The 26628-nt window shown below is 73.5% G+C and carries 26 protein-coding genes and 1 riboswitch; of the genes, 14 read left to right on the forward strand and 12 right to left on the reverse strand.

Annotated features, from left to right (window positions below; genetic code table 11):
* The first annotated feature begins 87 nt into the window (after nt 1–87).
* Genes ACZ6A9_RS05970 through ACZ6A9_RS05980 form a run of 3 tightly spaced genes read left to right on the forward strand, consistent with a single transcriptional unit; the run spans nt 88 to nt 4873 of the window.
* Nucleotides 88–1125, forward strand: a complete 1038-nt coding sequence (locus ACZ6A9_RS05970) for an AAA family ATPase (RefSeq protein WP_468979138.1) — start codon at nt 88–90, stop codon at nt 1123–1125.
* The gene (locus tag ACZ6A9_RS05975) at nt 1125–2486 is read left to right on the forward strand and encodes a DUF58 domain-containing protein (protein WP_468979141.1); all 1362 of its coding nucleotides are present in this window, start codon (nt 1125–1127) and stop codon (nt 2484–2486) included. Before ACZ6A9_RS05970 ends, ACZ6A9_RS05975 begins: the two co-directional genes overlap by 1 nt.
* A 47-nt stretch (nt 2487–2533) precedes the next feature.
* On the forward strand, nt 2534–4873 hold the full coding sequence (locus ACZ6A9_RS05980) for a transglutaminase TgpA family protein (protein WP_468980654.1): 2340 nt from the start codon (nt 2534–2536) through the stop codon (nt 4871–4873).
* 280 nt (nt 4874–5153) lie between these two features.
* On the opposite strand, the gene ACZ6A9_RS05985 is transcribed toward ACZ6A9_RS05980, so the two are convergent.
* From ACZ6A9_RS05985 to ACZ6A9_RS05995, 3 genes are all read right to left on the reverse strand, one after another.
* Entirely contained in the window at nt 5154–5555 is a 402-nt protein-coding gene (locus ACZ6A9_RS05985) for a DUF3040 domain-containing protein (RefSeq protein ID WP_468979145.1), read from the reverse strand.
* A gap of 288 nt (nt 5556–5843) precedes the next feature.
* Nucleotides 5844–6614: a methyltransferase gene (locus tag ACZ6A9_RS05990; RefSeq protein WP_468979151.1), complete on the reverse strand. Its 771-nt coding sequence runs from the start codon at nt 6612–6614 to the stop codon at nt 5844–5846.
* A gap of 194 nt (nt 6615–6808) precedes the next feature.
* Nucleotides 6809–7402, reverse strand: a complete 594-nt coding sequence (locus ACZ6A9_RS05995; RefSeq protein ID WP_468979159.1) for an SAV_6107 family HEPN domain-containing protein — start codon at nt 7400–7402, stop codon at nt 6809–6811.
* Between the two features lie 182 nt (nt 7403–7584).
* Here ACZ6A9_RS05995 and ACZ6A9_RS06000 point away from each other — a divergent pair, with 182 nt between their 5' ends.
* The 4 genes from ACZ6A9_RS06000 to ACZ6A9_RS06015 all read left to right on the forward strand — a co-directional run bounded on the left by ACZ6A9_RS06000 (nt 7585) and on the right by ACZ6A9_RS06015 (nt 12997).
* The gene (locus ACZ6A9_RS06000) at nt 7585–8337 is read left to right on the forward strand and encodes an ATP-binding cassette domain-containing protein (protein ID WP_468979165.1); all 753 of its coding nucleotides are present in this window, start codon (nt 7585–7587) and stop codon (nt 8335–8337) included.
* Nucleotides 8309–10393, forward strand: coding sequence for a YhgE/Pip family protein (locus ACZ6A9_RS06005; protein ID WP_468979170.1), 2085 nt, complete (start codon nt 8309–8311; stop codon nt 10391–10393). Before ACZ6A9_RS06000 ends, ACZ6A9_RS06005 begins: the two co-directional genes overlap by 29 nt.
* Nucleotides 10394–10428: 35 nt before the next feature.
* Nucleotides 10429–11058, forward strand: a complete 630-nt coding sequence (locus ACZ6A9_RS06010) for a TetR/AcrR family transcriptional regulator (protein WP_468979175.1) — start codon at nt 10429–10431, stop codon at nt 11056–11058.
* Between the two features lie 424 nt (nt 11059–11482).
* On the forward strand, nt 11483–12997 hold the full coding sequence (locus tag ACZ6A9_RS06015; RefSeq protein WP_468979178.1) for a phytoene desaturase family protein: 1515 nt from the start codon (nt 11483–11485) through the stop codon (nt 12995–12997).
* Between the two features lie 7 nt (nt 12998–13004).
* Here ACZ6A9_RS06015 and ACZ6A9_RS06020 read toward each other — a convergent pair whose 3' ends face one another.
* The 6 genes from ACZ6A9_RS06020 to ACZ6A9_RS06045 form a co-directional block, all read right to left on the reverse strand.
* Entirely contained in the window at nt 13005–13946 is a 942-nt protein-coding gene (locus ACZ6A9_RS06020) for an SCO2102 family sporulation regulator (RefSeq protein WP_468979184.1), read from the reverse strand.
* A 56-nt stretch (nt 13947–14002) separates the two neighbouring features.
* A complete protein-coding gene (gene metF, locus ACZ6A9_RS06025; protein WP_468979189.1) occupies nt 14003–14926 on the reverse strand; it encodes a methylenetetrahydrofolate reductase [NAD(P)H] in 924 nt (307 codons plus the stop codon).
* Nucleotides 14927–15033: 107 nt separating this feature from the next.
* Nucleotides 15034–15696 (reverse strand): thiamine phosphate synthase, encoded by a 663-nt coding sequence (gene thiE, locus ACZ6A9_RS06030; RefSeq protein WP_468979192.1) that lies wholly within the window; start codon nt 15694–15696, stop codon nt 15034–15036.
* 224 nt (nt 15697–15920) lie between these two features.
* Complete coding sequence (locus ACZ6A9_RS06035) at nt 15921–16286, reverse strand: Rv2175c family DNA-binding protein (RefSeq protein ID WP_468979197.1); 366 nt, start codon at nt 16284–16286, stop codon at nt 15921–15923.
* Nucleotides 16287–16376: 90 nt separating this feature from the next.
* Entirely contained in the window at nt 16377–17618 is a 1242-nt protein-coding gene (locus ACZ6A9_RS06040) for an NAD(P)/FAD-dependent oxidoreductase (RefSeq protein ID WP_468979202.1), read from the reverse strand.
* 9 nt (nt 17619–17627) lie between these two features.
* Nucleotides 17628–17990, reverse strand: coding sequence for an avidin-fold protein (locus tag ACZ6A9_RS06045; RefSeq protein ID WP_468979207.1), 363 nt, complete (start codon nt 17988–17990; stop codon nt 17628–17630).
* Between the two features lie 50 nt (nt 17991–18040).
* Nucleotides 18041–18152, forward strand: a riboswitch (TPP riboswitch).
* Between ACZ6A9_RS06045 and thiO the strand changes: the two genes are divergently transcribed.
* The 5 genes from thiO (at nt 18150) to ACZ6A9_RS06070 (ending at nt 23310) form a co-directional block, all read left to right on the forward strand.
* A complete protein-coding gene (gene thiO, locus ACZ6A9_RS06050; protein ID WP_468979211.1) occupies nt 18150–19316 on the forward strand; it encodes a glycine oxidase ThiO in 1167 nt (388 codons plus the stop codon). It overlaps the preceding riboswitch by 3 nt.
* Nucleotides 19313–19513 carry a sulfur carrier protein ThiS gene (thiS, locus tag ACZ6A9_RS06055; RefSeq protein WP_468979215.1) on the forward strand — a complete coding sequence of 67 codons (201 nt, stop codon included), beginning with the start codon at nt 19313–19315 and terminating at the stop codon, nt 19511–19513. Before thiO ends, thiS begins: the two co-directional genes overlap by 4 nt.
* 2 nt (nt 19514–19515) lie before the next feature.
* Complete coding sequence (locus ACZ6A9_RS06060; RefSeq protein WP_468979218.1) at nt 19516–20310, forward strand: thiazole synthase; 795 nt, start codon at nt 19516–19518, stop codon at nt 20308–20310.
* Nucleotides 20311–20464: 154 nt separating this feature from the next.
* Entirely contained in the window at nt 20465–22384 is a 1920-nt protein-coding gene (gene pknB / locus ACZ6A9_RS06065; protein ID WP_468979221.1) for a Stk1 family PASTA domain-containing Ser/Thr kinase, read from the forward strand.
* A gap of 47 nt (nt 22385–22431) precedes the next feature.
* Entirely contained in the window at nt 22432–23310 is an 879-nt protein-coding gene (locus ACZ6A9_RS06070; protein ID WP_468979225.1) for a deoxyribonuclease IV, read from the forward strand.
* A 13-nt stretch (nt 23311–23323) separates the two neighbouring features.
* On the opposite strand, the gene ACZ6A9_RS06075 is transcribed toward ACZ6A9_RS06070, so the two are convergent.
* Nucleotides 23324–23971 carry a sulfite oxidase-like oxidoreductase gene (locus ACZ6A9_RS06075; protein WP_468979229.1) on the reverse strand — a complete coding sequence of 216 codons (648 nt, stop codon included), beginning with the start codon at nt 23969–23971 and terminating at the stop codon, nt 23324–23326.
* Between the two features lie 182 nt (nt 23972–24153).
* Between ACZ6A9_RS06075 and bfr the strand changes: the two genes are divergently transcribed.
* The gene (gene bfr, locus ACZ6A9_RS06080) at nt 24154–24672 is read left to right on the forward strand and encodes a bacterioferritin (protein ID WP_468979231.1); all 519 of its coding nucleotides are present in this window, start codon (nt 24154–24156) and stop codon (nt 24670–24672) included.
* A gap of 23 nt (nt 24673–24695) precedes the next feature.
* Here bfr and ACZ6A9_RS06085 read toward each other — a convergent pair whose 3' ends face one another.
* Nucleotides 24696–24923 carry a (2Fe-2S)-binding protein gene (locus ACZ6A9_RS06085; RefSeq protein WP_468979234.1) on the reverse strand — a complete coding sequence of 76 codons (228 nt, stop codon included), beginning with the start codon at nt 24921–24923 and terminating at the stop codon, nt 24696–24698.
* Between the two features lie 163 nt (nt 24924–25086).
* Entirely contained in the window at nt 25087–26439 is a 1353-nt protein-coding gene (locus ACZ6A9_RS06090) for a class II 3-deoxy-7-phosphoheptulonate synthase (RefSeq protein WP_468979236.1), read from the reverse strand.
* Nucleotides 26440–26535: 96 nt separating this feature from the next.
* Between ACZ6A9_RS06090 and ACZ6A9_RS06095 the strand changes: the two genes are divergently transcribed.
* Nucleotides 26536–26592: a trp operon leader peptide gene (locus tag ACZ6A9_RS06095; RefSeq protein ID WP_125510426.1), complete on the forward strand. Its 57-nt coding sequence runs from the start codon at nt 26536–26538 to the stop codon at nt 26590–26592.
* Nucleotides 26593–26628: the final 36 nt, after the last annotated feature.

The raw sequence follows: 26628 nt of genomic DNA on the forward strand, positions 1-26628 counted from the left end.
GGCCGCTCCGCACAGCATGGCATCGGCCCGGACATTTGGGGTGACCCCGCTCCTTGCGGAGCGTGGGGAAAGGCCGAGGAGGGCCGGGTGACGACCTATGACGATCGAGCGAGCCTCACTGATCTGACCGCCGTGGTGGAGCGCGTGCGGAGTTCGGTGGAAGGCGTGATCGAGGGAAAGCCCGAGGTCGTACGGCTCTCGCTGACCGTGCTGCTCGCCGAGGGACATCTGCTCATCGAGGATGTCCCGGGGGTCGGCAAGACGATGCTGGCCAAGGCGCTGGCGCGGTCGATCGACTGTTCGGTGCGGCGGATCCAGTTCACGCCGGACCTGCTGCCCTCGGACATCACGGGTGTGTCCATCTGGGACCAGCAGCGCCGTGACTTCGAGTTCAAGCCGGGAGCCATCTTCGCGCAGGTGGTGATCGGCGACGAGATCAACCGCGCGTCGCCGAAGACGCAGTCCGCGCTGCTGGAGTCGATGGAGGAGCGCCAGGTCACCATCGACGGCACGACCTACGAGCTGCCCAGCCCGTTCATGGTCGTGGCGACGCAGAACCCGGTCGAGATGGAGGGCACCTACCCGCTGCCGGAGGCCCAGCGCGACCGCTTCATGGCGCGTGTCTCGGTCGGGTACCCGAGCGCGGAGGCCGAGTTGCAGATGCTGGACGTGCACGGCGGTCTCTCCCCGCTGGAGGACCTCCAGCCGGTGGCGCACGCGCACGAGATCGTGAAGCTGGTCGAGGCGGTGCGCGACGTGCACGTGTCCGAGGCGGTCCGGCGGTACACGGTGGACCTGGTCGCCGCCACGCGCACGCACCCCGACCTCAGACTCGGCGCCTCGCCGCGCGCGACGCTGCACCTGCTGCGCGCGGCGAAGGCGTCGGCGGCCCTCAGCGGCCGGGAGTACGCGCTGCCGGACGACGTGCAGGCGCTCGCCGTCGCCGTGCTCGCCCACCGGCTGCTGCCCACCGCGCAGGCCCAGCTCAACCGCCGTACCTCCGAGCAGGTGGTCCAGGAGATCCTGCAGCGCACGCCGGTGCCGGCGGCGGCCGGCCGGCAGAGCGGGTTCGGTCCGGGCCGCGGTGGCCCGGACTACGGCCAGCAGCCGCCCCGGAGGCTGTGATGACCGACCCCGGTGCGGTCCACGCCGAGGGCGACAGGGGCGACCGGAGCGGCATCAGGACCGCCCTGGCGGGGCTCACCACCCGCGGGCGGTCCTTCCTGGCCGCCGGCGTGGCCGCCGCGGTCTGCGCGTACGTGCTCGGGCAGAGCGATCTGCTGCGGGTCGGACTGCTGCTGGCGGTCCTGCCGCTGGTGTGCGCGGGGGTGCTGTACCGCACCCGCTACCGGGTCGCCGGCAGCCGCCGGCTCTCCCCGGGGCGGGTGCCCGCCGGCTCCGAGTCACGGGTGCACCTGCGGATGGACAACGTCTCCCGGCTGCCCACGGGCCTGCTGATGCTCCAGGACCGGGTGCCCTACGTGCTCGGCCCGCGTCCGCGGTTCGTGCTGGACCGGGTGGAGGCGGGCGGTCGCCGCGAGGTGTCCTACCGGGTCCGCTCCGACCTGCGCGGCCGCTACCCGCTGGGGCCGCTGCAGCTGCGGCTGTCCGACCCGTTCGGGATGTGCGAGCTGACCCGGTCCTTCTCCACGTACGACACGCTGACGGTGATCCCGCGCGTGGAGCCGCTGCCGCCGGTGCGGCTGAGCGGCGAGGCGAAGGGGTACGGCGACGGGCGGCAGCGTTCGCTGGCCCTGGCCGGCGAGGACGACGTGATCCCGCGCGGCTACCGCTACGGCGACGATCTGCGCCGGGTGCACTGGCGCTCCACCGCCCGCTACGGCGAGCTGATGGTGCGCCGCGAGGAGCAGCCGCAGCGCGCCCGGTGCACGGTGCTGCTGGACACCCGGGCCGTGGCCTACGAGGGCGCGGGACCGGACTCGGCGTTCGAGTGGGCGGTGTCCGGCGCGGCCTCGGTGCTGGTGCACATGCTGGAGCGGGGCTTCTCGGTACGGCTGCTGACCGACACCGGCACGTCGGTGCCGGGTGAGGGGTCCGACGGTTTCGCCGGGGCCGGCCAGGAGTCGGCGGACGCGGCCGGGCTGATGATGGACACCCTCGCCGTGGTGGACCACTCCGACGAGGACGGGCTGTCGCGCGCCTACGACGTGCTGCGCGGTGGCGGCGAGGGGCTGCTGGTGGCCTTCCTCGGCGACCTCGACGAGGAGCAGGCTGCGGTGCTGGCCCGGATGCGGCACCGCAGCGGCGGCGCCCTGGCGTTCGTACTGGACAGCGGGACCTGGCTGCGGGAACCGGCTGACGTGCCCGGCCCGTTGGACGGGGGCGAGGAGCGGCTGCGGATGCTGCGCGAGGCGGGCTGGACCGCCCTGGGGGTGCCGCGGGGTGCCTCCCTGGACGGGCTGTGGCGGCAGGCGGACCGGGAGCGGTCGGGCCTGGCCGCGACGAGCGGTGGGGAGGGACCGTGATCAGCGGGCGGGCGAGGCTGGCCATCTGTGCGTGGGCGGCCACACTCATGGCGGCGTGCGCCCTGCTGCCGCTGGTCGACTCGGCGACCTGGATCATCCAGTCGGCGCTGCTGCTGGGCGTGCAGTCGGGTGTGGGCGCGGCGGCCCGGCGCATACCGCTGGCACGCCCGGTGACGGTGGCGGCGCAGGTCCTCGTGACGCTGGTGCTGCTGACCCTGTTCTTCGCGCGTGAGCACGCCTTCGCCGGGCTGATACCCGGGCCGGACGCCTTCCGCTTCTTCGCCGAGCTGCTGGAGCAGGGCGGCGACGACGTCAACCGGTTCGCCATCCCGGCACCGCTGTCCGACGGCATCCGGCTGATGCTGGTGGGCGGGGTCCTGGTGATCGGCCTGCTGGTGGACACCCTCGCGGTGACCTTCCGCAGCGCGGCCCCGGCCGGGCTTCCGCTGCTCGCCCTGTACTCGGTCGCCGCGGGACTGTCCGACAACGGCATCGACTGGTTGTGGTTCCTGCTGGCGGCGGCCGGATACCTGATGCTGCTGCTCGCCGAGGGGCGTGAGCGGCTCGCCCAGTGGGGCCGGGTGTTCAGCGGCACGGCACGCGGCCCGCGCCAGGACCAGCCGGGTGCGGTCGCCCCGGTGCGCACCGGACGGCGGATCGGGGTGCTCGCGGTCGGCGTCGCCCTGGTGGTGCCGCTGGGCCTGCCCGCGATGAACGGCGGCCTGCTGGATCCCGCCGGTTCGGGCGTCGGCTCGGGCGGCGGCGGGGGCGGCACGATCTCCGCGGTGAACCCCCTGGTGTCCCTGCGCGACTCGCTGAACGTGGACGAGGACCGCCAGGTGCTGTCGGTGCGCTCCGAGATGGCGGACGTGTCGGACCTGTACCTGCGGATCGTGTCCCTGGACGACTTCGACGGCACCACGTGGAAGCCGTCGAAGCGCTCCATCACGACGGTGCCCGACAACCGCTTCCCCACCCCGCCGGGCCTCGGCCCCGACATCGGGCGCACCGAGGTCGGCACGACGATCTCGACCGCCGACTGGTACGGCCAGAGCTGGCTGCCGATGCCGTATCCGCCGAGCGGAGTGAGCATCCGCGGCAAGTGGCGCTACGAGCCGGTCGGCATGACCCTGGTCGGCGACCACGGCCAGGACACCCGTGGTCTGTCGTACGAGGTGCGCAGTCTCGACGTGCGGCCCACCGCGGAGCAGCTGGCCGCAGCGCCGGAGCCGTCGCCCGACGTGAGGCGCGAGTACACCGAGCTGCCGGACTCGCTGCCGGCCGTGGTGTCGCGGACGGCCCGTGACGTCACCGCGGGCGCGGACAGCGCTTACGACCAGGCGGTCAAGCTGCAGGAGTACTTCACGCTGAACGGCGGGTTCGAGTACGACACCCAGGTCGACGTCGGCAGCGGCTCGCGGGCCATCGCCCGCTTCCTGCGGGACAAGAAGGGGTTCTGTGTGCACTACTCCTTCGCGATGGCGTCGATGGCCCGCTCGCTGGGCATACCGGCGCGGGTCGCGGTGGGCTTCGCGCCCGGCACCCCGCAGGCGGACGGCACGGTCTCGGTCGGGCTGAGGGACGCGCACGCCTGGCCGGAGCTGTACTTCGAGGGTGTGGGCTGGACCCGCTTCGAGCCGACCCCGACCCGGGGCTCGACGCCGCCGTACACCGTGCCGGAGGCCGCGGACAGTTCGGTGCCCGATCCGGCCCGGCCGTCCCAGGCCGCGCCGGAGGAGTCGTCGGCGGCGCCCTCGCAGAGCGAGAGCTGCTCGCCGGAGCGCAGGCGGCTGGACAGGTGCGGAGTTGAGTCGTCGCAGGTGGCGCTGCCCTCGGGCGGCGACGGCCCCAAGTGGTACGCGCTGCTGCTGTGGGCGCTGGCCGGCCTCGCCGTTCTGGCGCTGCCGCTGTCGCCGGTGCTGTGGCGGCTGCGCACCCGGGCGGTGCGGCTCGGCGGGCACGGCCGGTCGGAGGCGGACGCGGCGCCGTACGTGCTGGCCCTGTGGGACGAGCTGACGGACACGGCGTGGGACTACGGCATCGCGCCGGACGAGTCGCTGACCCCGCGCGGCGCGGCCGCCCGGATCGTGCGGCTGGGCCGTCTCGACCAGGGCGCGGCCACCGCGGTGCACCGGGTCGCCGACGCGGTGGAGCAGGTTCTGTACGCGCCGCGCCCGCGGCCGGTGGCGGGTCTGGCGGACGAGGTGCGCCGGGTGATCGCGGGGCTGCGTGACACGGCCGGGCGACGGGAGCGGCTGCGCGCGGCGGTGGCGCCGCGGTCGGTGGTCCGGGTCGTCTGGGCGGTGTCGGCCCGGTGGGCGGACCTCCGCGCCCGGCTGCTGTCCCTCCGGCCGACGTGGCGCCGCCCGTCCCGTCAGCAGGGCTGAGTGTCCTGCGGGCCCGGGGGCTTTCCCTCGGGCCCGTGGGCCTCGTCGCTCGCTGCTCCGTGACGTTGTGGGGCAGTGGTGCCGCCGGGGTGGGCGAGGCCTCCCTCGTGCTGGAGCGCGGGCACCCGGCCGGCGGGGGGGCGCCACCTTCGGGTGGCCATCGACGGCCGTGTGGGGAAGCCCGGCTGCGCGGGCCGCTCGTACGACGACATGGTTCAGGGGTGACCACCTAGCAGGTGGTCACCCCTGAACCATGTCGTCGATGCGCCAGAAGGCGGACCTAGCGCCCGCCCTGCTCGTCCCGGCGTCGCTGCCACCGATCCTCGATGCGGTTCATCATGGAGCGACGCTGTCTTCCCTGACGCCCCGCCTGCGGGGCGGCACCGGTAGCGGCGCCCTGCTCGCCCGGCTTGGGGGCCTTGCGCCAGCCGGTCACCGCGAGTACCGCGCAGCCCAGCATGACGAGGAATCCCACGACACTGAGCCAGACCTGCTGGGCGACCATACCGGCCATGAGGAGCGCAATACCCACGAGGAAGCCCGCGACCGCCTGGTAGACCCGTCGCCGGGTGTACGTGCGCAGTCCGCTTCCCTCGAGCGCCGTCGCGAACTTGGGATCTTCGGCGTACAGCGCTCGCTCCATTTGCTCGAGCATGCGCTGCTCGTGCTCCGAGAGCGGCACGGAGTCCTCCTCATCGTGCAGTCGCCGGGGCGACCCGGGGGGTCCCTTCAGGATAGGCAGGGAATCGCCCCCGTGAAACCCGCCCCTCTGCGCCAATTGGCCAACCGGTACCCACCATCACGTCCCGGCCCGCTGAGGCTTCTCATTCCCCGGCGGCCGACCCGTCATGCCGGGCGGTCTCCCTCGATCATACGGCGCCCAGCCGCCATTCGGGGGGCCTGTGGCGCACTCCATGCACAGCGGGGCAGCCGGACGCGTCGCTGATCAGCGGCGCACCTCGGCAGCGGCTCAGGCCCCCGGGGCCCCGTGCGTCTCACCGAGCACATGGAGCTGGGTGGCCACGGAGTGGAACGCGGCGAGCTCGGCCGCCGCGGCCTCCAGCTTCAGCAGGGCGTCCAGGGCGCCCGGCTCCGTGTCCACGAGCACGCCGGGGACGAGGTCGGCGAAGACCCGTACGCCGTGCACGGCGCCGATCCGCAGGCCCGTGCCCTCCACCAGCGCGGTGAGCTGTTCGACGGTGAAGCGGCGCGGCACGGGGTCGCCGGCGCCCCATCGGCCGTTCGGGTCGTCGAGCGCCTGCCGGGCCTCCGTGAAGTGACCGGCGAGGGCGCGGGCGAGCACCGCACCGCCTAGGCCCGCGGCGAGGAGGCTGAGGACACCCTCGGGACGCAGCGCGGCCACCGCGTTGCGCACGCCCTCGGCGGGGTCGTCGACGTACTCCAGCACGCCGTGGCAGAGCACGGCGTCGTAGCCGCCGCGCTCGGCCACGTCGAAGAGGCCGTGGGTGTCGCCCTGGACGCCCCGTACCCGGTCGGCGACACCGTCCTCGGCCGCGCGGCGCTCCAGGGCGAACAGGGCGTTCGGGCTGGGGTCCACGACGGTCACCCGGTGGCCTAGGCGGGCGAGGGGGACGGCGAAGTTGCCGCTGCCGCCGCCGGTGTCGAGGATGTCGAGCGCCTGTCGTCCTGTCGACTCGACCCGGCGTTCCAGGGCGTCCTGGAGGACCTCCCAGACCACGGCGGTACGGAGAGCGGCGCGGGGTCGCATCGGGTCCGACACGGTAGTGACTCCTCGGCGGGGCCCCGCCGGGGTGTGCGGCGGGGCGGTCGGGCTGGGGTGCTGTGCTGTCCACCCTATGGCCTGCGGCGCGAGCGCCGGTCACCCGGCCGGAGCCCGCTCCGGGCCCGGCCGGGTGACCGTCCCCGGGCTCGTGGTGACGCGTCCCTTCCGCCCGTCCGGTCCCGTCACGGGGACTACGCTCCCAGGCCTCCTTCGCGCCCCGCGGCGGAGCCGCCTGCCGGCGGGGCCCCGCGCCTGTGGGGAGCCTCGCTGCCGCTGTCGGCCCGTGGCGGGGGCAGGACCGGCTGGAGGACCAGCATGCGTTCGACCAGGCGGAGGAACATCGTCACGTCACGTATCAGGTCGTCGGCGTCGCGGGCGCTCGCCGCGCCGCGGATGCCCGCCTCGGCCCGGGCCCGGCGCCCGGCGCCGGAGGCGAACAGGGCGCTCCACTCGGTGAGCTCGGGCGCTATCTCGGGGAGCACGTCCCAGGCGCTGCGGATCCTGGCCCGGCCCCTCGGCGACGTCTCGGGCCGGCCGCGCGCGGCGAGCACGGCGGCGGCGGTGCGCAGGGCGGCCAGGTGGGCTGTCGCGTAGCGCTCGTTCGGCGTTTCGAGGACGGTGGTCTCGTCGAGGCCGGCACGGGCCTGGGCGAGCAGGTCGAGGGCGGCGGGCGGGGCGGTGGCGCGGCGCAGCACCGGGTGGACGTCGCTCGCGGGGCCGTTCAGTGAGGGGGCAGGGCCGGATGCGCGGCGCCGACGGGCGGCGGCTGCGGACGAGTGGGCCATGACGAACCTCCTGTCGTCTTCGTGACGGCGCGCCCCGAGACGGGGTGCCGTATGTGCACATCGTGAGGTATGCCACTGACAATCCGTTCTGACCTGCGCTTTTGCCTCGCTCGGACGTTCGGGCTAGTTTTTGCACTGACCAGTCAGTTTAATGAGGTAGCCCGTTCGACAGAGGGGGGACTGTGGACGACGGATTCGCCGTCACGGCCCACGACTTCGGCCTGAAGGGCCCGAGAGGCTGGGCGTTCCGCGGTGTCTCGGCCGAGGCGGAGCCCGGATCGCTGATCGCGGTGGAGGGGCCGTCCGGTTCGGGCCGCACGTGTCTGCTGCTGGCGCTCACCGGGCGGATGCGGCCCACGGAGGGATCGGCCACCGTCGGCGGCCTGCACCTGCCCAGGCGGATGGCCGCCGTACGCCGCCGCAGCGCCCTCGCGCACGTCGCCGGGGTGAGCGACCTCGACCCGGCGTTCACCGTCGGCGAGCACCTGCGGGAACAGGCGCTGCTGCAACGCCGGTTCGGTGCCTCGTGGACCGCGATCCTGCCGCGTTCGCGCGGTGGGCACGCCCGGGAGGAGAAGGAGCGCGTGGACACCGCCCTGGCCACGGCCGGCCTGGACCCCGCGGCCCTGCCCAAGGGCCCGCGGACGGCCGTACGGGACCTGGAGCGGACGGAGATGCTGCGGCTCTCGCTCGCGCTGGCGCTGCTGGGGCGCCCCCGGCTGCTCGGGGTGGACGACACGGACCTGAAGCTCTCCCCCGCCGAACGGGAGGAGATCTGGGCCCTGTTGAGGTCCGTCGCCGACACCGGCACCACCGTGCTGGCCGTGTGCAGCGAGGCACCGGCCGACGCGGTCGTCGTCCGTACCGTGGCCGGCCCGCACGACGAGGAGAAGGAGGCGGCAGCCGATGCGCTCGCCGAGACTGGCCGCCCTTGAGCTCCGGCGCTTCGGCCGGGGCACCCTGCCGCGCGCCGCGCTGGTCGCCCTGCTGGTGCTGCCGTTGCTGTACGGCGCCCTGTACCTGTGGTCGTTCTGGGATCCGTACGGACGTCTGGACCGGATCCCGGTGGCACTCGTGAACGAGGACGAGGGGGCGAGTGCCGACGGCCGGCGGATCACCGCGGGCGACGACATCGCCCAGGGCCTGCGCGAGCGCGGCACCTTCGACTGGCACGAGGTGAGCGCGCGGGAGGCCCGGCGCGGGGTCGAGGACGGCACCTACTACCTGTCACTGACCGTGCCGGCCGACTTCAGCCGCCGCATCGCCTCCAGTTCGGGCGACTCCCCCGAGACCGGCGCCCTGCGGGTGCGGACGAACGACGCCAACAACTACATCGTCGGGCAGATCTCCCGGACGGTCTTCGGTGAGGTGCGCAGTGCCGCGTCCGCCAGGACCTCCCGCTCGTTCCTGGACAGGATCTTCGTGTCGTTCTCCGGCATCCACGGCGAGACCGTGAAGGCGGCGAAGGGCGCCGACGAGCTGAACGGCGGCATCGGGAAGGCGGAGAAGGGCTCCCAGGACCTCGCCGACGGCCTCAGCGACGCCCGCAAGGGCAGCGGCAAGCTCTCCAAGGGCCTGAAGGACCTCCACGACGGCGCGGACGACGTGGCGGCGGGCTCCAGGAAGGTCGCGGACGGGACGCGCAAGCTCGCCGACAAGGTCAACGCGGTCGACGCCGAGGTGGGACCGCTGCTGAAGGACAACGAGAAGGCCATCGGCGCCACCGCGCGGTTCGTCGCCGACTCGGCCGGCCGGCTCCGCGACGACCTCGACGCGCTGAAGGACCGGGCGCCGGCCGCCGCGAAGGAAGCCCGCGCGGCCTCCACCGCCGTGGACGGCGTCCACACAACGCGCTGCGAGGACGCCGTCCTGCCCGATCCCGCCTGCCCGGATCTGAAGAAGGCCAGGGACGCGGCGGCCACGGCGGCGGACGTCGCCGAGGAGGTCGGCTCGCTGGTCACCGGCCACCGCGCGGACTGGAAGAAGCTCGACGGGCAGCTCGCCGGCCTGGAGAAGCAGGCCGGCGAGCTCGCCGAGCGCGCCCCGCACCTCTCCGAGGACCTCGAGGACGCCGTCGAGCGCATCAACAAGCTGAACACCGGGGCCGGCAAGGTCGCGGCCGGGGCGAAGAAGCTCACCAAGGGGCTCGGCACCGCCGGGACCGGCGCCGAGAAGCTGGACAAGGGCGTCGGTGAGCTGAAGACCGGCGCGGACGACCTCGAGGACGGCCTGTACAAGCTCGTCGACGGCTCCGGCGAACTGGCCGGCGGCCTGCACGACGGCGCGGGGAAGATCCCCGACTACGACGAGCGGGACCGTGACCGGCGCACCGAGGTGATGGCCGACCCGGTACGGCTGGTCTCCAGCGACGCGCACAAGGCGCCCGACTACGGCACCGGTTTCGCCCCGTACTTCATCCCGCTGTCGCTGTGGGTGGGCGCGATGGTGGCGTACATGCTGATCGCGCCGATGAACCGGCGTGCGCTCGCGGCGGGCGCCTCGGCCTGGCGGATCGCGCTGGCGGGCTGGCTGCCCGTGGTGGCCATCGGGGTGCTGCAGACGGTGGCCCTGATGTCGGTGCTGCACTGGGCGCTCGGGCTGCAGATGGCGCGGGCGGCCGGAACGGTCGGCTTCCTGTTCCTGGTGACGGCGTGCTTCGCGGCGATCGTGCAGTGGCTGAACGCGCGCTTCGGCGCGGCCGGCCGCATCCTCGTCCTCGCCCTGCTGATGCTCCAGCTGACCTCGGCGGGCGGCACGTATCCCGTCCAGACGAGTCCGCCGTTCTTCAACGCGCTGCACCCGTTCCTGCCGATGAGCTACGTCGTCGAGGCGCTGCGGCGGCTGATCACGGGCGGTGGCCTCGGGCCGGTGTGGGGGGCCTGCGCCGTGCTGGCGGGCTTCACCGCGGGCGCCCTCGCGCTGACCGCGCTGTCGGCCCGTCGCCGCCAGGTGTGGACCCTCGACCGGCTGCACCCGGAGCTGAGCCTGTGAACGGGCGGACCGGCGCTCCTGTGACAATCAGGGCCATGGAAAGCAGCAGCACCACGCCGGGCGGCAGTGCCCGCCGCGAGGCCACCCGGCAGAAGCTCTACGAGGCGGCCGTCACCCTCATCGCCGAGCAGGGCTTCTCGGCCACCACCGTGGACGAGATCGCCGAACGGGCGGGCGTCGCGAAGGGCACCGTCTACTACAACTTCGCGAGCAAGTCGGTCCTCTTCGAGGAGCTGCTGCGGCACGGGGTCGGTCTGCTGACCGCCTCGCTGCGCCGGGCGGCGGAGACGACGGCCGCGGAGGGCGGCAGCAGGGTCGACGCGCTGGACGCGATGATCCGCGCGGGGCTGGTCTTCATCGACCGCTACCCGGCCTTCACCCAGCTGTACGTGGCCGAGCTGTGGCGCACCAACCGGGCCTGGAACTCCACCCTGCTGGTGGTGCGGCAGCAGGCCGTGGCGGTGGTCGAGGGGGTGCTGCACGAGGGCGTGGCGAACGGCGAGTTCAGCGAGGAGATCGACGTCCCGCTGACGGCGGCGGCGCTGGTGGGCATGGTGCTGGTGGCGGCGCTGGACTGGAAGTCGTTCCAGCCCGGGCGTTCCCTGGACGATGTGCACGCGGCGCTGTCCCGGCTGCTGCAGGGGCGGGTCAGCGGACGCCGCTGAGCCCGCCGCACGCGGGAGGGCGCCGGTCCCCCGGTGGCCGCGTCCCCCGCGGGCCACCGGCCGGACCGGCGCCTTCCCTTGCTCCCCCGTGCGTTCCCCCGTGAACCCCCGTTGCGGTCACCCCCGGGTTCCCCCGTGCCTCGCTCCCGCCGACGACGCCGGCGGAAGGAGCGGATCGCGGGCCCGGTCCCCGCTCCGGCGCCCCGTGCCGCCGGTTCCGGGGGCCGTGCCCCTCTCCGTGGTCCCCACTCTCTCGTCTCCGCGGGCCGGCCCCCATCCGCGTGCGTACTCAACCGGGCGGCTAGGTACGGGTACTCACCTGTGCGCACCCGGCCCCACGCCTCACCGACGCCCGCTGGTCACGCGGGCGGGGGCGCGGGTACTCGGGGAGGGGCCCCGGTGGGCTGCGGATAAAGTCCCAGGCATGGCACGGATTGCGGTGATCGGCGCCGGGATGGGCGCGATGGCGGCCGCCGCCCGGCTGGCCGTCGCGGGCCACCGGGTGACGGTGTACGAGCGGACGCGGACGTACGGCGGCGCGCTGCGGCGGGTGGAGCGGGACGGGTTCTCCTTCGACACCGGGCCGGGGGTGCTGCCCCTGCCCGCCGTCTACCGCGACCTGTTCCTGAAGACGGGCAGGGAGCCGCTGGAGAGTTGCGTCGAGCTCGTCCAGGTCGACCCGTCGGCGCACCACGTGTTCGCGGACGGGACGCGCGTGTCGCTGCCGAACGCCTCCCGCGCGGGTGTCGTCTCCGCGCTGGCGGAGACGCTCGGCCCGGACGCCGCCCGGCGCTGGGGCGACTTCCTGGTGCGGGCCCGGGAGGCCTGGGACCGTTCGCGCCGGCCGCTGCTGGAGGAGCCGCTGTGGCCCAACTGGCAGGTGCTGGCCGAGCGCGAGCCGTATCCGGCGGTTCCCCACAAGAGGCTGCTGCGCACCCGCAGGGCGGGCACGCTCGCCGAGGTCGGCGCGTGGGAGCTGCGCGATCCCCGGCTGGCCGCCCTGCTGGAGAGCCACGCCCTGGCGTTCGGGCTCGATCCCCGCGAGGCCCCGGCGAGCGCCGCGGTGCTGCCGTACATGGAGCACGCCTTCGGCATCTGGTACGTGCGCGGCGGTATGCGGGAGCTGGCGCGTGCGGTGTACGAGCGGTGCCGGTCGCGCGGGGTCGAGTTCGTCTTCGGCGCCGAGGCCCTGCGGATCGTGGAGAAGGACGGCCGGGCGGCGGGGGTGGGGCTGCGCGACGGGACGGTGGCCGGGGCGGACGTGGTGGTCGCGGGCGTGGACCACCACCGCCTGGAGCTGATGACCGGGCACCGGCTGTACGGCGAGGGTGACGTGCGGCCCGACGTCGCCGGGCGGTGGTCGCGCCCGGGACGGTTCAGCGTGCTGCTGGCCCTGCGCGGGGGGCGCGAGGCGGGTGCGCCGCACCGCACGGTCGTGCACACCACCGACCGCTCCGGCGAGCTGGACTTCCTCACCGGCGGCGCCGGCCTGCCGGCACGGCCCACGGTGAGCGTGCTGCGGCCGGACGACCCCGCCCGGCGCCCCGACGGGGAGCACGAGTCCGTGGTGGTGTCCGCCGTGGTTCCCTCGGACGAGGAGTGGGGTGCGGGCGACATCGACCGGCGGTTCGCCGACCTGGTCGTCGAGGCCGCCGCGCAGGCCGTTCCCGGTCTGCGCGAGCGGGTCCTGTGGCGTGAGGTGCGGACGCCCGGCGACGGCGACGAGGAGACCGGCGCCGCGCTCGGGGGCATCCCCGCCCCGGCACTCGCGGCGGGCGGCGGCCGGTTCCTGCATCCGGCGAACGTCACCCCGCTGCCGGGGCTGTACCGCGTCGGCGGCTGGTCGCATCCCGGCGGCGGACTGCCGCACGCCGGGATGTCGGGGGCGCTCGTCGCGGGACTGATCGTGGAGGGGCCCGACTTCCGCGGCTCCCAGTGAGGCCGCGTCAGAAGCGGTACTGCTCGTCGTACCCGTTGCCGTTGCCGTGCGTCCGGCCGTCGCCCTGGTACGGGTACTGCTGCTGCTCCGGCGGCAGTTCACCGCCGTAGGGGTCGTCGGTGCTGCGCTGCTGCGGGACCCACAGCCCGCCGGCCGGGGTCTCGCCGCCGTAGCCCGCCGCGTACGGGTCCTGGTCGTAGCCCTGCTGCTGGGCGTACTGCTGCGGGTCGGCGTAGCCGGTGTCGTAGGAGGCGTTGCCGTACGTCGTGTTGCCGATGTACGGGTCGGAGTAGGCGCCGTACTGCTGGCCGGTGGTGTCGTAGCCCTGCTGCTGGCCGTAACCGGAGTAGTCGTAGGCGTAGTTGTTCTGGTCGGCTCCCTGGGCGGTCGCCGCGTACTGGTCCTGGGACGGGGCCGCGTACCCGGTGTCGCCGCCGTAGACGCCGTAGGAGCCGGTGTCGTCGGGCATGGGCTGCGGTTCGTAGACGGCGGTGGTCTCCGCGGCCGCCATCCGGTCGGAGCGGGCGGCGGGAGTGAACACGTCGTCGCGGTCGTGGTCGTCGTCCGCCCCGTAGCCGGTGCGGTCGCGGTGGCCGTCGGCCCCGTCGCCGTCGTGGGACGCCTCCAGGTCGGAGACCTCCAGGGTCGGCTCCTGCCGCCCGCGTCCGCGGCCGCCCTTGGCGGCGGCCAGCGCCGGCGCGTTGACCGCCCAGCCGGCCGCGAACCCGCGGCGGAACGACAGCGTGACGTAGGTCTGGCCGACCGCGAACGCGGCGGCGCCCAGTCCGATGACGATCACGGACGGGATCAGCACGCCGAGTACGACGCCGAGGAAACCGGCGAAGGCGAGCAGACGCCAGCGCAGCCGCGCCTTGTACTGCAGCAGCACCTCACCGAGCAACCACAGCGCGACGATGCCGAACGCGATGTAGAGGACCGCCCAGCCCATGTACGCCCCTCTCCCAGTGGTCGTTACGCAGTGTGTCGTATGTGCGTGCGACCGGTCTAGGCCCGCGGTGGGTGGTGCAGGCCCAGGTTCTCGTAGATTTCCAGCGTCGCCGTGGAGTTGTTCAGCGTGATGAAGTGCAGTCCCGGCACTCCTTCGGCCAGCAGCCGCGCGCAGAACTCCGTGGCGAAGTCGATACCGATGGAGCGTACCGCCGCCGGATCGTCCTTGGCTGCGAGGATCCGCTCTTTGAGGTCGTCGGGGAACTCGGCATTACTGAGCTTTGGCAACCTCTCCAACATCTTCACGCTGGTCACCGGCATGACCTCGGGGATCACGGGGGTGTCGCAGCCCGCGGCGTGGACTCGGTCACGCAGCCGCAGATAGGACTCGGGACGGAAGAACATCTGGGTGATCGCGTAGTCGGCGCCGGCCCGGCACTTGTCGACGAAGTGGGCGACGTCGGTGTCCCAGTCGGCCGAGCGCGGGTGCATCTCCGGGAAGGCGGCGACGCCGACGCAGAAGTCGCCCGACTCCTTGATGAGCCGGACGAGATCGGCGGCGTAGGTGAGGCCCTGCGGGTGCGGCACCCACTCCCCCATGGGGTCGCCGGGCGGGTCGCCGCGCACCGCGAGCATGTTGCGGATCCCGGCGTCGGCGTACTGGCCGATGATGTTGCGCAGTTCGGCGACGGAGTGGTCGACCGCGGTGAGGTGGGCGACCGGGGTGAGGGTGGTGTCGGCGGCGATCTGCTCGGTCTCCCTGACCGTCCCCGCGCGGGTGGAACCGCCCGCGCCGTAGGTGACGGAGACGAAGTCCGGGGCGACCGCCTCGACCCTGCGCAGCGCGCTCCACAGGTTCCGCTCGCCCTTGGGGGTTTTCGGCGCCGAGAACTCGAAGGAGTACGTGGTCTTGCCTGCGGCGAGCATGTCCCGCACGGTGCGTGCGCGGTCAGTCCTGGTGGATGCTGTTCCGAGGGCCATACCGGCAGGTTAGCCAGGACGCGGCGGTCCCCCCACCACAACCGGAAGATTTGTCTTACTTGTCGACTTGTCGTCCATACTTTGGACAGTTCTGAGACGCGCGGTGGTCATCCGGCGTCCGGAGCCGCCTGCCGCAGCCGCCCGGCGAACCGGGCCGCCGCCGCTCCCGGGTCGTCGGCGTCGGTGATCGCCCGGACCACGACGATCCGCCGGGCGCCCGCCTCCAGGACCTCGTCGAGGTTGCCCAGGTCGATGCCGCCGATGGCGAACCAGGGACGGTCGGTGCCCAGGGCGGCGGTGTACCGGACGAGGTCCAGGCCGGGGGCGTGCCGGCCGGGCTTGGTGGGGGTGGGCCAGCAGGGGCCGGTGCAGAAGTAGTCCACGCCGGGCTGGACGGCGGCCGCGGCGGCCTCGGACTCGGTGTGGGTGGAGCGGCCGATCAGGACGTCCTCGCCCAGAACGGCGCGGGCGGCGGGGACGGGGAGGTCGCCCTGGCCGAGGTGGAGGACGTCGGCGCCGGCGGCGTGGGCGACGTCCGCGCGGTCGTTGACCGCGAGCAGCTTGCCGTGCCGGGCGCAGGCGTCGGCGAGGACGGACAGGTGCTCGAGTTCCTCGGCGGCCTCCATGCCCTTGTCCCGCAGCTGCACGATGTCGACCCCGCCGGCCAGCACCGCGTCCAGGAACTCGGGGAGGTCCCCCTGCCGCTTGCGCGCGTCGGTGCACAGGTAGACCCGGGCATCGGCGAGCCGGCCGCGTCGGGTGTCGGTCATTCGGGTGTCCCCCCAGGATGTCTCGGGCGTCGGACCGGGCGGGCCCGACGCGTCGCCGTCGGGCCTCCGGTGGAGTGCGGGCGGGGCAGGGGCACGGGCGGGCCGCCCGGCGGGCCGTCAGAGTGGCCCGCCGGGTACGGCCGGTGGCCGGCGCGCACCGGATTCCGCCGGTGCCTGTGGGCGCGTCCCACCGGGCCCGTGCGGGATCGCCGGTCGGTTGCGGATCAGACCGCGAGTGCCTGGGCCCGGCGCTTCACCTCCGTGCCGCGGTTCTCGCTCAGCGCCTGCGCGGGGGTGCCGGGCAGGGTCGGGTCGGGGGTGAAGAGCCACTCCAGCATCTCTTCGACCGTGAAGCCGTCGTCCCGCAGGAGCGTCAGGGTCCCGGTCAGGCCCTTGACCACCTTGTCCCCGTCGACGAAGGCGGCGGGCACGTGCAGTGCGCGGTTCTCACCCCGGCGTACGGCGATGAGCTGGCCCTCCCTGACCAGCTGCCGGACGCGCGTCACCTCGACGCCGAACTGCTCGGCGATGTCGGGGAGAGTGAGCCAGGCGGGGACGAGAGCATCGATCTTTGCGTCAATCTCGGTCACGGGACAAGCCTGCCACCTGCCACTGACAGTCGGAAGTCAGCCCCCCTCCACCTGGACGGACGCGTCGGCCGGACACACCGCCCCGGGGGATCACGCCGTCGCGGACTTCAGCGGACGCGCCGGGTCCGCCAGCAGCTCCGCGTCCATCGCCGTGCCCGCCTCGATCAGCCGGCGCCCCTGCGCCAGGTCCCGGGGCCGCCCCACCGCGAGCAGCGCGACCAGACGGGACGCCCGCAGCCAGCAGACGCTCCACGCCGCCCCGGCCGGGTCCCCGCGCCACACGGTGCGGTCGGCGTCCGCGTGGTGTCCCGCGTACTGGACGAACCGCCCGAACTGCTCGGACCAGAAGTACGGCACCGGATCGTACACCGCCGGTTCCCCGCCGGCCGGCCCGCCGAGGATGTTCGCGGCGACCGTGCGCGGCCCCTGGAGGGCGTTGTCCCAGTGGTGGACCAGCAGACGCCCGCCGTAGCGCCCGGACGGGAAGGACGCGCAGTCGCCGACCGCGTACACGTCCGGCACGGAGGTCGTCAGACGGCGGTCGGCGACGACCTCGCCCCGCTCCCCGAGTGCGACTCCGGAGCCCGCGAGCCAGGCCGTGGCGGGGCGGGCCCCGATGCCGACGACCACGGCGCCCGCGGGCAGCCGGGTGCCGTCGTCGAGGACCACGGCGTCCGCCTCCACGCGCTCCACCCGCGCGCGGGTGCGCAGCGTGACACCGGCCTCGGCGTACCAGGCGGTCATCGGGGCGGTCACCTCGGCGGGCAGTGCCCCGGCCAGGGGCCGCTCCGCGGCCTCGACGACGGTGACCGCGCAGCCCGCCTCCCGGGCCGCCGTGGCGAACTCCGCGCCGATCCAGCCGGCGCCCACCACCACGATGTCGTGCTGCCGCGCGAGCACCGGCCGCAGCCGTTCGGCGTCGTCCACGGTGCGCAGCAGATGCACGCCGGGGACGCCCTCGGCGCCGGGCAGCCGCACCGGTTCCGCTCCGGTGGCGATCACCAGCGCGTCGTACGGGACGGGCCCGGCCTCGGTGTCCAGTTCGTGGTCGTCGGGGCGCAGGCCCAGCACCTCGCAGCCGAGCCGCAGTTCGATGCCGAGTTCCTCGAAGTCGAGGTCGAAGGCGGAGTCCTCGGCCTTGCCGAGCAGCACCGCCTTGGACAACGGCGGCCGGTCGTAGGGCTGGTGGGGTTCCGCGCCGATCAGCGTCACGGCGCCCGTGAACCCCTGCTCGCGCAGCGCGGCCGCGGTCTGCACGCCGGCCATGCCCGCGCCCGCCACCACCACCCGCCGCGGTGCGGACCGTCCCGGTTCCTGCGTCTGCTCGCTCACCCGGTCACCTTAGACACCTGGCACGCCGCCGGTTCCCTCGATCTGCTCCACCACGCTCGTCCCGCTGCCGGACCGGGACTCCCACTCCCACTCCTCCTCCAGCCGCGCCCGCCCGTCGGGCAGGTCCACCACCGTCGAGACGCAGTGCCCCGAGGACGTCGTGCCGTCCCGCCTGAGCTGCACGTACCGGAAGTCCAGCCGGTCCCCCGCGCGGGTGCCCACCAGATGCCCGCGCACCACGTCGCCGCCCGCGTACTCGGCCCAGACCTCACCGTCCCGCTCGTGGTAGTGGAACCGGGTGCGGGTGCCGACCTGGCCGGGGGCCTGGTCGGCGACCGGGGCGAGGACGAGTCCGTCGAGCGATCGGGCCACGTGGGGGCTCCCTTACGAGCGTGCTGTTCCGAGGGCTAGGGTGGCCAACGTAGAACACTCGCGGGAGCCCGGACGCACCGGGCTGAGAGGGAGGCTGGCGGCCTCCGACCGTACGAACCTGATCCGGGTCATGCCGGCGAAGGGAGGGGCAGGACGCCCATGTCGCCCACGGGTACCCCCGACGTCCTCGTCGTCGGGGGCGGAATCATCGGTCTGGTGACCGCCTGGCGGGCCGCGCAGCGCGGGCTCGCCACGGCGGTGGTGGACCCCGAGCCGGGCGGCGGTGCCGCCCAGGTGGCCGCCGGGATGCTGGCCGCGGTCACGGAACTGCACTACGGCGAGGAGACCCTGCTGGGTCTGAACCTCGCCTCCGCCCGGCGCTACCCCGGCTTCGCCGCCGAGCTGACCGAGCTCACCGGTCACGACCTCGGCTACCGCCGCTGCGGCACGCTCGCGGTGGCCCTGGACGCCGACGACCGCGCCCACCTGCGCGAACTGCACGCCCTGCAACAGCGCTCGGGCCTGGAGTCGCAGTGGCTGTCCGGGCGGGAGTGCCGGCGCCTGGAACCGATGCTCGCGCCCGGGGTGCGCGGCGGACTGCGGGTGGACGGCGACCACCAGATCGACCCGCGGCGGCTGGCGGCCGCCCTGGTGACCGCGTGCGGGCGGTCCGGCGTGACCGTGCACCGCGCCCGGGCCGAACGGCTTCTCGTCTCGGGCGGCCGCGCGAGAGGCGTCGTCACCGCCGACGGCACCGAACGGGGCGCCGGGCGGGTGGTGCTCGCCGCGGGCAGCCTCAGCGGGCGGCTGGAGGGCGTCCCCGCGGACGTGCTGCCGCCCGTGCGGCCCGTGAAGGGGCAGGTGGTGCGGCTGACGATGCCCGACCGGACGGGTCCCTTCCTCAGCCGGACCGTGCGCGCCGTGGTGCGCGGCAGTCACGTCTACCTGGTGCCGCGCGAGAGCGGCGAGCTGGTGATCGGCGCGACCAGCGAGGAGATGGGCTGGGACACCACCGTGACCGCGGGCGGCGTGTACGAGCTGCTGCGCGACGCCCACGAGCTGGTCCCCGGCATCACCGAGCTGCCGCTGACCGAGACCCGGGCCGGACTGCGCCCCGGCTCCCCCGACAACGCGCCGCTGCTCGGCCCGACCGGGCTGGAGGGGCTGCTGCTGGCCACCGGCCACCACCGCAACGGCGTCCTGCTGACGCCGGTCACTGGCGACGCCCTGGCGGACGTCCTCACCACCGGTGAACTGCCCCCGGAAGCCCGCCCGTTCACCCCCCTGCGCTTCGGCGCCGGCGTCCTCACGGAGCAGCCCGCATGAACATCTCCGTCAACGGGGAGCCCCGGCAGTTCGCGCCCGGCACGGCTCTCGACCTCGTCGTGAGGTCCCTCACCGCGGCGCCCTCCGGGGTGGCCGCCGCCCTCAACGAAACCGTCGTCCCGCGCGCGCAGTGGCCCACCACCCCCCTCGCGGAGGGGGACCGGGTCGAGGTCCTCACCGCCGTCCAAGGAGGCTGACCATGGCCGACGATCCGTTCGTCCTCGGCGCTACGTCCTTCACGTCCCGCCTGATCATGGGTACCGGAGGGGCGCCGAGCCTCGACGTGCTGGAGCGGGCGCTGGTGGCGTCCGGGACGGAGCTGACGACCGTCGCGATGCGGCGGGTGGACGCCTCGGTGCACGGGTCCGTGCTGTCGGTGCTGGAGAGGCTGGGCATCCGGGTGCTGCCCAACACGGCGGGGTGCTTCACCGCCGGGGAGGCCGTGCTGACCGCGCGGCTCGCGCGCGAGGCGCTCGGCACGGACCTGGTGAAACTGGAGGTCATCGCCGACGAGCGGACGCTGCTGCCGGACCCGGTGGAGCTGCTGGACGCGGCGGAGACGCTGGTGGACGACGGGTTCACGGTGCTGCCGTACACCAACGACGATCCGGTGCTGGCGCGGAAGCTGGAGGACGTGGGGTGCGCGGCGGTGATGCCGCTGGGGTCGCCGATCGGGTCGGGGCTGGGCATCCGCAATCCGCACAACTTCGAGCTGATCGTGGAGCGGGCGGGGGTGCCGGTGATCCTCGACGCGGGGGCGGGAACGGCGTCCGACGCCGCGCTCGCGATGGAACTGGGGTGCGCGGGGGTGATGCTGGCGTCGGCGGTGACGCGGGCGCAGGAGCCCGTGCTGATGGCCGGCGCGATGCGGGGGGCGGTGGAGGCGGGGCGTCTGGCGCGGCGCGCCGGGAGGATCCCCCGGCGGTGGTTCGCCACGGCGTCCTCTCCCGCGGAGGGCATGGCCGTACTGGATCCGGAGCGGCCCGCCTTCTAGGCGCTGCTCGCCGGTGCCGGGCGGGCGTGGGCTTCGCCCGGCGGGGTCGCCGGGTGCCTCCCCCGCTCGCGGTTCCCCCCGGTGCGCGTCACAGGTCCGCTGCAACGGGGACGGACCGGGCGGGGGTGTCGGCGGGGCCTCGTAGACTCGCTGCGTGGACACGACCCTTCAGGACCCTCTGGTCGGGCAGGTGCTCGACGGCCGCTACCGCGTCGACGCGCGGATCGCGGTCGGCGGGATGGCCACGGTCTACCGGGCCGTGGACACCCGCCTCGACCGCATCCTCGCGCTCAAGGTGATGCACCCCTCCCTCGCCGCCGACGCCTCCTTCGTCGAGCGGTTCATCCGCGAGGCCAAGTCCGTCGCCCGGCTGGCCCACCCGAACGTGGTGCAGGTCTTCGACCAGGGCGCCGAGGGGGCGTACGTCTACCTGGCGATGGAGTACATCGCCGGCTGCACCCTGCGCGACGTGCTGCGCGAGCGCGGGGCGCTCCAGCCGCGGGCCGCGCTGGACATCCTGGAGCCGGTGCTGGCCGCGCTCGGTGCCGCACACCGGGCCGGATTCGTGCACCGGGACATGAAGCCGGAGAACGTGCTGATCGGGGACGACGGCCGGGTCAAGGTCGCCGACTTCGGACTGGTCCGCGCGGTGGACTCGGTGACGAACACCACGGGCACCGTGCTGGGCACGGTCTCCTACCTGGCCCCGGAGCAGATAGAGGACGGCGTCGCCGACCCCCGGGTGGACGTCTACGCCTGCGGCATCCTGCTGTACGAGATGCTCACCGGGGAGAAGCCGCACGACGGCGACTCCCCCGCGATCGTGCTCTACAAGCACCTGCACGACGACGTTCCGCCGCCGTCGTCCGCCGTCGCCGGGATGGCCTACGAGCTGGACGAGCTGGTCGCGTCGGCGACCGCCCGCAACCCCGAGGTGCGTCCGTACGACGCGGTGGCGCTGCTCGCGCTGGCCCGCGGGGCACGCGGCCGGCTCAGTGACGCGCAGCTCGACGCGGTGCCGCCGCAGGCGCTGTCCTCGGAGCACGACAACGCGGACGACCGCACGAGCGTCATCCCGCGCGCGCCCGTCATGCCCCGCCCGCTGCCCGTCGACGAGGACGAGGGCCCGGTGCGGCACACCAGCCGCCTCCAGTCCCCACCGCCGCTGCCGCCCCGGCGCCGGGCGGCGCTGCCGCGCGGCCCGATGGCGGTCGTGGTGGCCGTGCTGCTGGTCCTCGGGCTCGGCGCGGGCGTCTGGTACATCAACTCGGGCCAGTTCACCAAGGTCCCGCCGCTGCTGACCAAGACCGAGCAGGAGGCCCGGGACCGGCTGGCGGACGCGGGTCTGGACGTCGGGAGCGTGGAGGAGGCGTACAGCGACACGGTGGAGCGGGGCAAGGTGATCGCCACCGATCCGAAGGCCGGCGCCCGCATCCGCGGCAACGACTCGGTGTCGCTGACCGTCTCCAGGGGCCCGCGGACCGTGCGGGTGCCCGACCTCGACGGCTACCCGCTCGACAAGGCGCGCTCGCTGCTGGAGGACGAGGGCCTGAAGCCCGGCATGACGACCGAGGAGTTCAGCGGGAGCGTGGCCGCGGGTTCCGTGATCTCGACGGAGCCGGGCAAGGGCACCAAGGTCCGCGCGGACTCCGCGGTGGCGCTGACGGTGAGCAAGGGCCGCCCGGTGGACGTGCCCGACGTCGCCGGTGACGAGCCGGCGGACGCGCGCGCCGAGCTGGAGGAGGCCGGTCTGAAGGTGAAGGTCGCCGAGGAGCGGGTCAACTCCGAGCACGACGCCGGTGAGGTGGCCCGGCAGAGCCCGGCCCCCGGCCGGCAGGCCGCCGAGGGCGACACGGTGACGCTGACGCTGTCCAAGGGTCCCGAGATGATCGAGGTGCCGGACGTGGTCGGCGACAGCGTGGACGACGCCAGGGTGCGGCTGGAGGGCGCCGGTTTCCGGGTGAAGGAGGAGCGCGGACTGCTCGGCCTGTTCGGTGACACCGTCAAGGACCAGTCCGTGGACGGCGGGGACACCGCGCCCAAGGGGTCGACGATCACCATCGAGATCCGCTGACGGGAGGGACGCACGGGCGGCCCGCCCGCCCGTGTCACCCTTGACGGGTGAAGAGTCACCCGTCCGGCCCTGCCCGCAACCCGATCGGCGGCCACGTCCCCGTGGCCGGCGGCCTGCATTCCGTCGGCCTGTCCTACGCCCGTGAGCTGCGCGCCGAGACCGTGCAGGTGTTCGTCGCCAACCCGCGCGGCTGGGCCACCCCGGCCGGAAACCCCCGGCAGGACGAGGCGTTCCGCGCGGCCTGCGCCGCCGCGTCGATCCCGGCGTACGTGCACGCCCCGTACCTGATCAACTTCGGTTCCCACACCGAGGCGACCGTGGAGCGGTCGGTGGAGTCGCTGCGGCACTCCCTGCGGCGGGCCCGGGCGATCGGCGCGCTCGGCGTGGTCGTGCACACGGGCAGCGCGACCGGCGGCCGGGAGCGGGCGGTGGCGCTGAAGCAGGTACGGGAGCACATGCTGCCGCTGCTCGACGAACTCACCCACGACGACGACCCGTACCTGCTGCTGGAGTCCACCGCCGGCCAGGGCTCCTCCCTGTGCGCGCGCATCTGGGACTTCGGGCCGTACTTCGAGGCGCTGGACGCCCATCCCAAGCTCGGTGTCTGCCTGGACACCTGCCACGTCTTCGCGGCCGGACACGACCTGACCGGGCCGGACGGCATGCACCTCACGCTGGATCTGCTGGTGGGCACGGTCGGCGAGGGGCGGCTGAAGCTGATCCACGCCAACGACTCGATGGACGTGGCCGGCGCGCACAAGGACCGGCACGCCAACATCGGGGCGGGACACATCGGTGAGGATCCGTTCCGGGCGCTGATGACGCATCCGGCGACCGAGGGCGTGCCGCTGGTCATCGAGACGCCCGGCGGCAAGGAGGGGCACGCCGCGGACGTGGAGCGGCTGAAGAAGCTCCGGGACGCCTGAGCGCGGCGGCGGATCAGAGTTCGGGGCCCTCCCCGGGCTCCTCCTGGTAGGAGTAGCGCTGCTCCCGCCACGGATCGCCGACGTTGTGGTAGCCGCGCTCCTCCCAGAAGCCCCGGCGGTCGGCGGTCATGTACTCCACGCCGCGGACCCATTTGGGTCCCTTCCAGGCGTACAGATGGGGGACGATCAGCCGCAGCGGGAACCCGTGCTCGGCGGTCAGCAGCTCGCCGTCCTTGTGGGTGGCGAAGAGGGACCGCGCGGACGTGAAGTCCTCGAGCCGCAGGTTGGAGCTGAATCCGTACTCCGCCCACACCATCACATGGGTGACGTCGGGCGCGGGCGGGGCGATGTCCACGACGGTGCGCGCCGGGACGCCGCCCCACTCGGCGCCGACCATGCTGAACTTGGTGACGCAGTGCAGGTCGGCCACGACGGTGGTGTACGGCAGCGCGGTGAACTCCTCGTGGTTCCAGCAGTGCTTCCCACCGTCGGCGGTCGCGCCGAAGACCCGGAACTCCCAGCGTTCGGGCCGGAACTTGGGGACCGGTCCGTAGTGGGTGACCGGCCAGCCCTTCTGCAGCCGCTGCCCCGGCGGGAGCTCGGGATGTACCGCTCCCTCTGCTGCGCGCTCCCCCGATTCGCGTTCCGCCGGCTGACCCATGTCTCCATCCTGACAGACCGGGGGCGATGCCCCTGAACCGGGCCCGACAGGTTCGGGCAATCGGGTGCGAAACGGACTGAGTATGTACGTACTTACTAAGTCATCACTTACTGGACGATTCTCCGCGCCGGTGCAATCATGCGCCCCAACCTGCCAGTTCCCGCGCGGAAGGAGCCCATGCGATGCAGGGCGACCCCGAGGTCATCGAATTCCTGAACGAGCAGCTGACCGCCGAGCTCACGGCGATCAACCAGTACTTCCTGCATTCGAAGCTGCAGGACCACAAGGGCTGGACGAAGCTGGCCCGGTACACGCGTGCCGAGTCCTTCGACGAGATGCGGCACGCGGAGGTGCTCACCGACCGCATCCTGCTGCTCGACGGCCTGCCGAACTACCAGCGGCTGTTCCACGTCCGGGTGGGGCAGACCGTCACCGAGATGTTCCAGGCCGACCGGGAGGTCGAGCTCGAGGCGATCGACCGGCTGCGCCGCGGGGTGGAGGTCATGCGCAACAAGAACGACATCACCTCGGCCAACATCTTCGAGGCGATCCTGGCCGACGAGGAGCATCACATCGACTACCTGGACACCCAGCTGGACCTCATCGAGAAGCTGGGCGAGTCGCTCTACCTGTCCACGGTCGTCGAGCAGTCCCAGCCCGACGCGTCGGGCCCGGGCACGGGCGGCTTCTCGACGCACTGACCGCCGGGGCGTGACCGCCGGGTCTAAGCGGCTTCCGGGAGCTCCGCGGCGAGCGGCTGCCCGCCCTGGCCGACCAGCTGCCGGCGCGGGCAGGAGCCGCGGCCGAGCAGCGCCTGGATGCGGCGCACACAGCCGCCGCAGTCGGTGCCGGCCTTGCAGGCGGAGGCGATCTGCCGGGGCGTGCACGCCCCGGCCTCCGCGTGGCTCCTCACCTGTTCCTCGGTCACGCCGAAGCAGCTGCAGACGAACACGCGGGTCACCTCCCGACGGAGCACTGGGTCGAGCCGAACCGACCCTGGATCGGTGAGGCTAACCTAACCTTACCTGGCGCTCCCGGGGCGCAAAAGAGGGGTGGGACGCGATCGCATGTGATGCGCGCCCCACCCCTTCCCGCCGGGTCTCCGGCGGGTCCCGCTACTGGTCGCGGTACATCTCCGCGACGAGGAACGCCAGGTCCAGGGACTGGCTGCGGTTGAGCCGGGGGTCGCAGGCCGTCTCGTAGCGCTGGTGCAGATCGTCGACGAAGATCTCGTCGCCGCCGCCCACGCACTCGGTGACATCGTCACCCGTCAGCTCCACGTGGATGCCGCCCGGGTGGGTGCCCAGCTCCTTGTGGACCTCGAAGAAGCCCTTCACCTCGTCGAGCACGTCGTCGAAGCGGCGGGTCTTGTGGCCGGAGGCCGCCTCGAAGGTGTTGCCGTGCATCGGGTCGGTCACCCAGGCCACGGCAGCACCGGACGCGGTGACCTTCTCGACCAGCTCGGGCAGCTTGTCGCGGATCTTGTCCGCGCCCATCCGCACGATGAACGTCAGCCGGCCCGGCTCACGCTCGGGGTCGAGACGGTCGATGTACTGCAGCGCCTCCTCGGCCGTCGTGCTCGGGCCGAGCTTGATGCCGATCGGGTTGCGGATCCGGGAGGCGAACTCGATGTGCGCGTGGTCCAGCTGCCGGGTGCGCTCGCCGATCCACACCATGTGCCCGGAGACGTCGTACAGCTGACCGGTGCGGGAGTCCACCCGGGTCAGCGCGGACTCGTAGTCGAGCAGCAGCGCCTCGTGCGAGGAGAAGAACTCGACGGTCTTGAACTCCTCCGGCTCCGCGCCGCAGGCCTGCATGAAGTTCAGCGCCTGGTCGATCTCGCGGGCCAGCTGCTCGTAGCGCTGGCCGGAGGGGGACGACTTCACGAAGTCCTGGTTCCAGGCGTGCACCTGACGCAGGTCGGCGTAACCGCCGGTGGTGAAGGCACGCACCAGGTTCAGCGTGGAGGCCGACGCGTGGTACATCCGCTTCAGCCGCTCGGGGTCCGGGATCCGGGCCTCTTCGGTGAAGGCGAACCCGTTGACGGAGTCGCCCCGGTACGTGGGCAGCGTCACCCCGTCGCGGGTCTCGGTCGGCTTGGAGCGCGGCTTGGAGTACTGGCCGGCGATCCGCCCGACCTTCACCACGGGCACGGACGCCGCGTAGGTGAGCACGGCGCCCATCTGCAGGAGCGTCTTGAGCTTGTTGCGGATGTGGTCGGCGGACACGGCGTCGAAGGCCTCGGCGCAGTCGCCGCCCTGGAGGAGGAACGCCTCTCCCTTGGCGACGGACGCCATCCGGGCGCGCAGCTGGTCGCACTCGCCCGCGAAGACGAGCGGCGGATACGACTCGAGGTCCGCGATCACTGCGCGCAGAGCCTCGGTGTCGGGGTACTCGGGCTGCTGCGCCGCGGGCAGGTCTCGCCAGGTGTTGCCAGCGCTCGCGCTGGTCTTAGCGTTCACGGTCACGCAACCCACATTACGGGGTCGGATCGGTCGTCCAGCCCGACGCCCAACAAATGAGACAGGGGCCGCACGACCCGGGGATGCGCTAGGGTCGGGGCCATGTTCGCGCACTCGACCCGCACCTGGTGGTGGACCGCTCTCCCGGCGGCCCACTGACTGCGCGTACGCACAGACTTCGCGAAGGCCGCCCGA

The sequence above is a fragment of the Streptomyces sp. NPDC041124 genome (assembly GCF_055592385.1).

Excerpts from the sequence above, each read along its gene's own strand:
- ACZ6A9_RS05975 (WP_468979141.1), top strand. The coding sequence starts at position 1,125 with ATGACCGACCCCGGTGCGGTCCACGCCGAGGGCGACAGGGGCGACCGG.
- ACZ6A9_RS05980 (WP_468980654.1), top strand. The coding sequence starts at position 2,534 with ATGGCGGCGTGCGCCCTGCTGCCGCTGGTCGACTCGGCGACCTGGATC.
- ACZ6A9_RS05995 (WP_468979159.1), bottom strand. The coding sequence starts at position 7,402 with ATGGCCCACTCGTCCGCAGCCGCCGCCCGTCGGCGCCGCGCATCCGGC.
- ACZ6A9_RS06005 (WP_468979170.1), top strand. The coding sequence starts at position 8,309 with ATGCGCTCGCCGAGACTGGCCGCCCTTGAGCTCCGGCGCTTCGGCCGG.
- ACZ6A9_RS06010 (WP_468979175.1), top strand. The coding sequence starts at position 10,429 with ATGGAAAGCAGCAGCACCACGCCGGGCGGCAGTGCCCGCCGCGAGGCC.
- ACZ6A9_RS06015 (WP_468979178.1), top strand. The coding sequence starts at position 11,483 with ATGGCACGGATTGCGGTGATCGGCGCCGGGATGGGCGCGATGGCGGCC.
- ACZ6A9_RS06020 (WP_468979184.1), bottom strand. The coding sequence starts at position 13,946 with ATGGGCTGGGCGGTCCTCTACATCGCGTTCGGCATCGTCGCGCTGTGG.
- metF (WP_468979189.1), bottom strand. The coding sequence starts at position 14,926 with ATGGCCCTCGGAACAGCATCCACCAGGACTGACCGCGCACGCACCGTG.
- thiE (WP_468979192.1), bottom strand. The coding sequence starts at position 15,696 with ATGACCGACACCCGACGCGGCCGGCTCGCCGATGCCCGGGTCTACCTG.
- thiO (WP_468979211.1), top strand. The coding sequence starts at position 18,150 with ATGTCGCCCACGGGTACCCCCGACGTCCTCGTCGTCGGGGGCGGAATC.
- thiS (WP_468979215.1), top strand. The coding sequence starts at position 19,313 with ATGAACATCTCCGTCAACGGGGAGCCCCGGCAGTTCGCGCCCGGCACG.
- ACZ6A9_RS06060 (WP_468979218.1), top strand. The coding sequence starts at position 19,516 with ATGGCCGACGATCCGTTCGTCCTCGGCGCTACGTCCTTCACGTCCCGC.
- ACZ6A9_RS06075 (WP_468979229.1), bottom strand. The coding sequence starts at position 23,971 with ATGGGTCAGCCGGCGGAACGCGAATCGGGGGAGCGCGCAGCAGAGGGA.
- bfr (WP_468979231.1), top strand. The coding sequence starts at position 24,154 with ATGCAGGGCGACCCCGAGGTCATCGAATTCCTGAACGAGCAGCTGACC.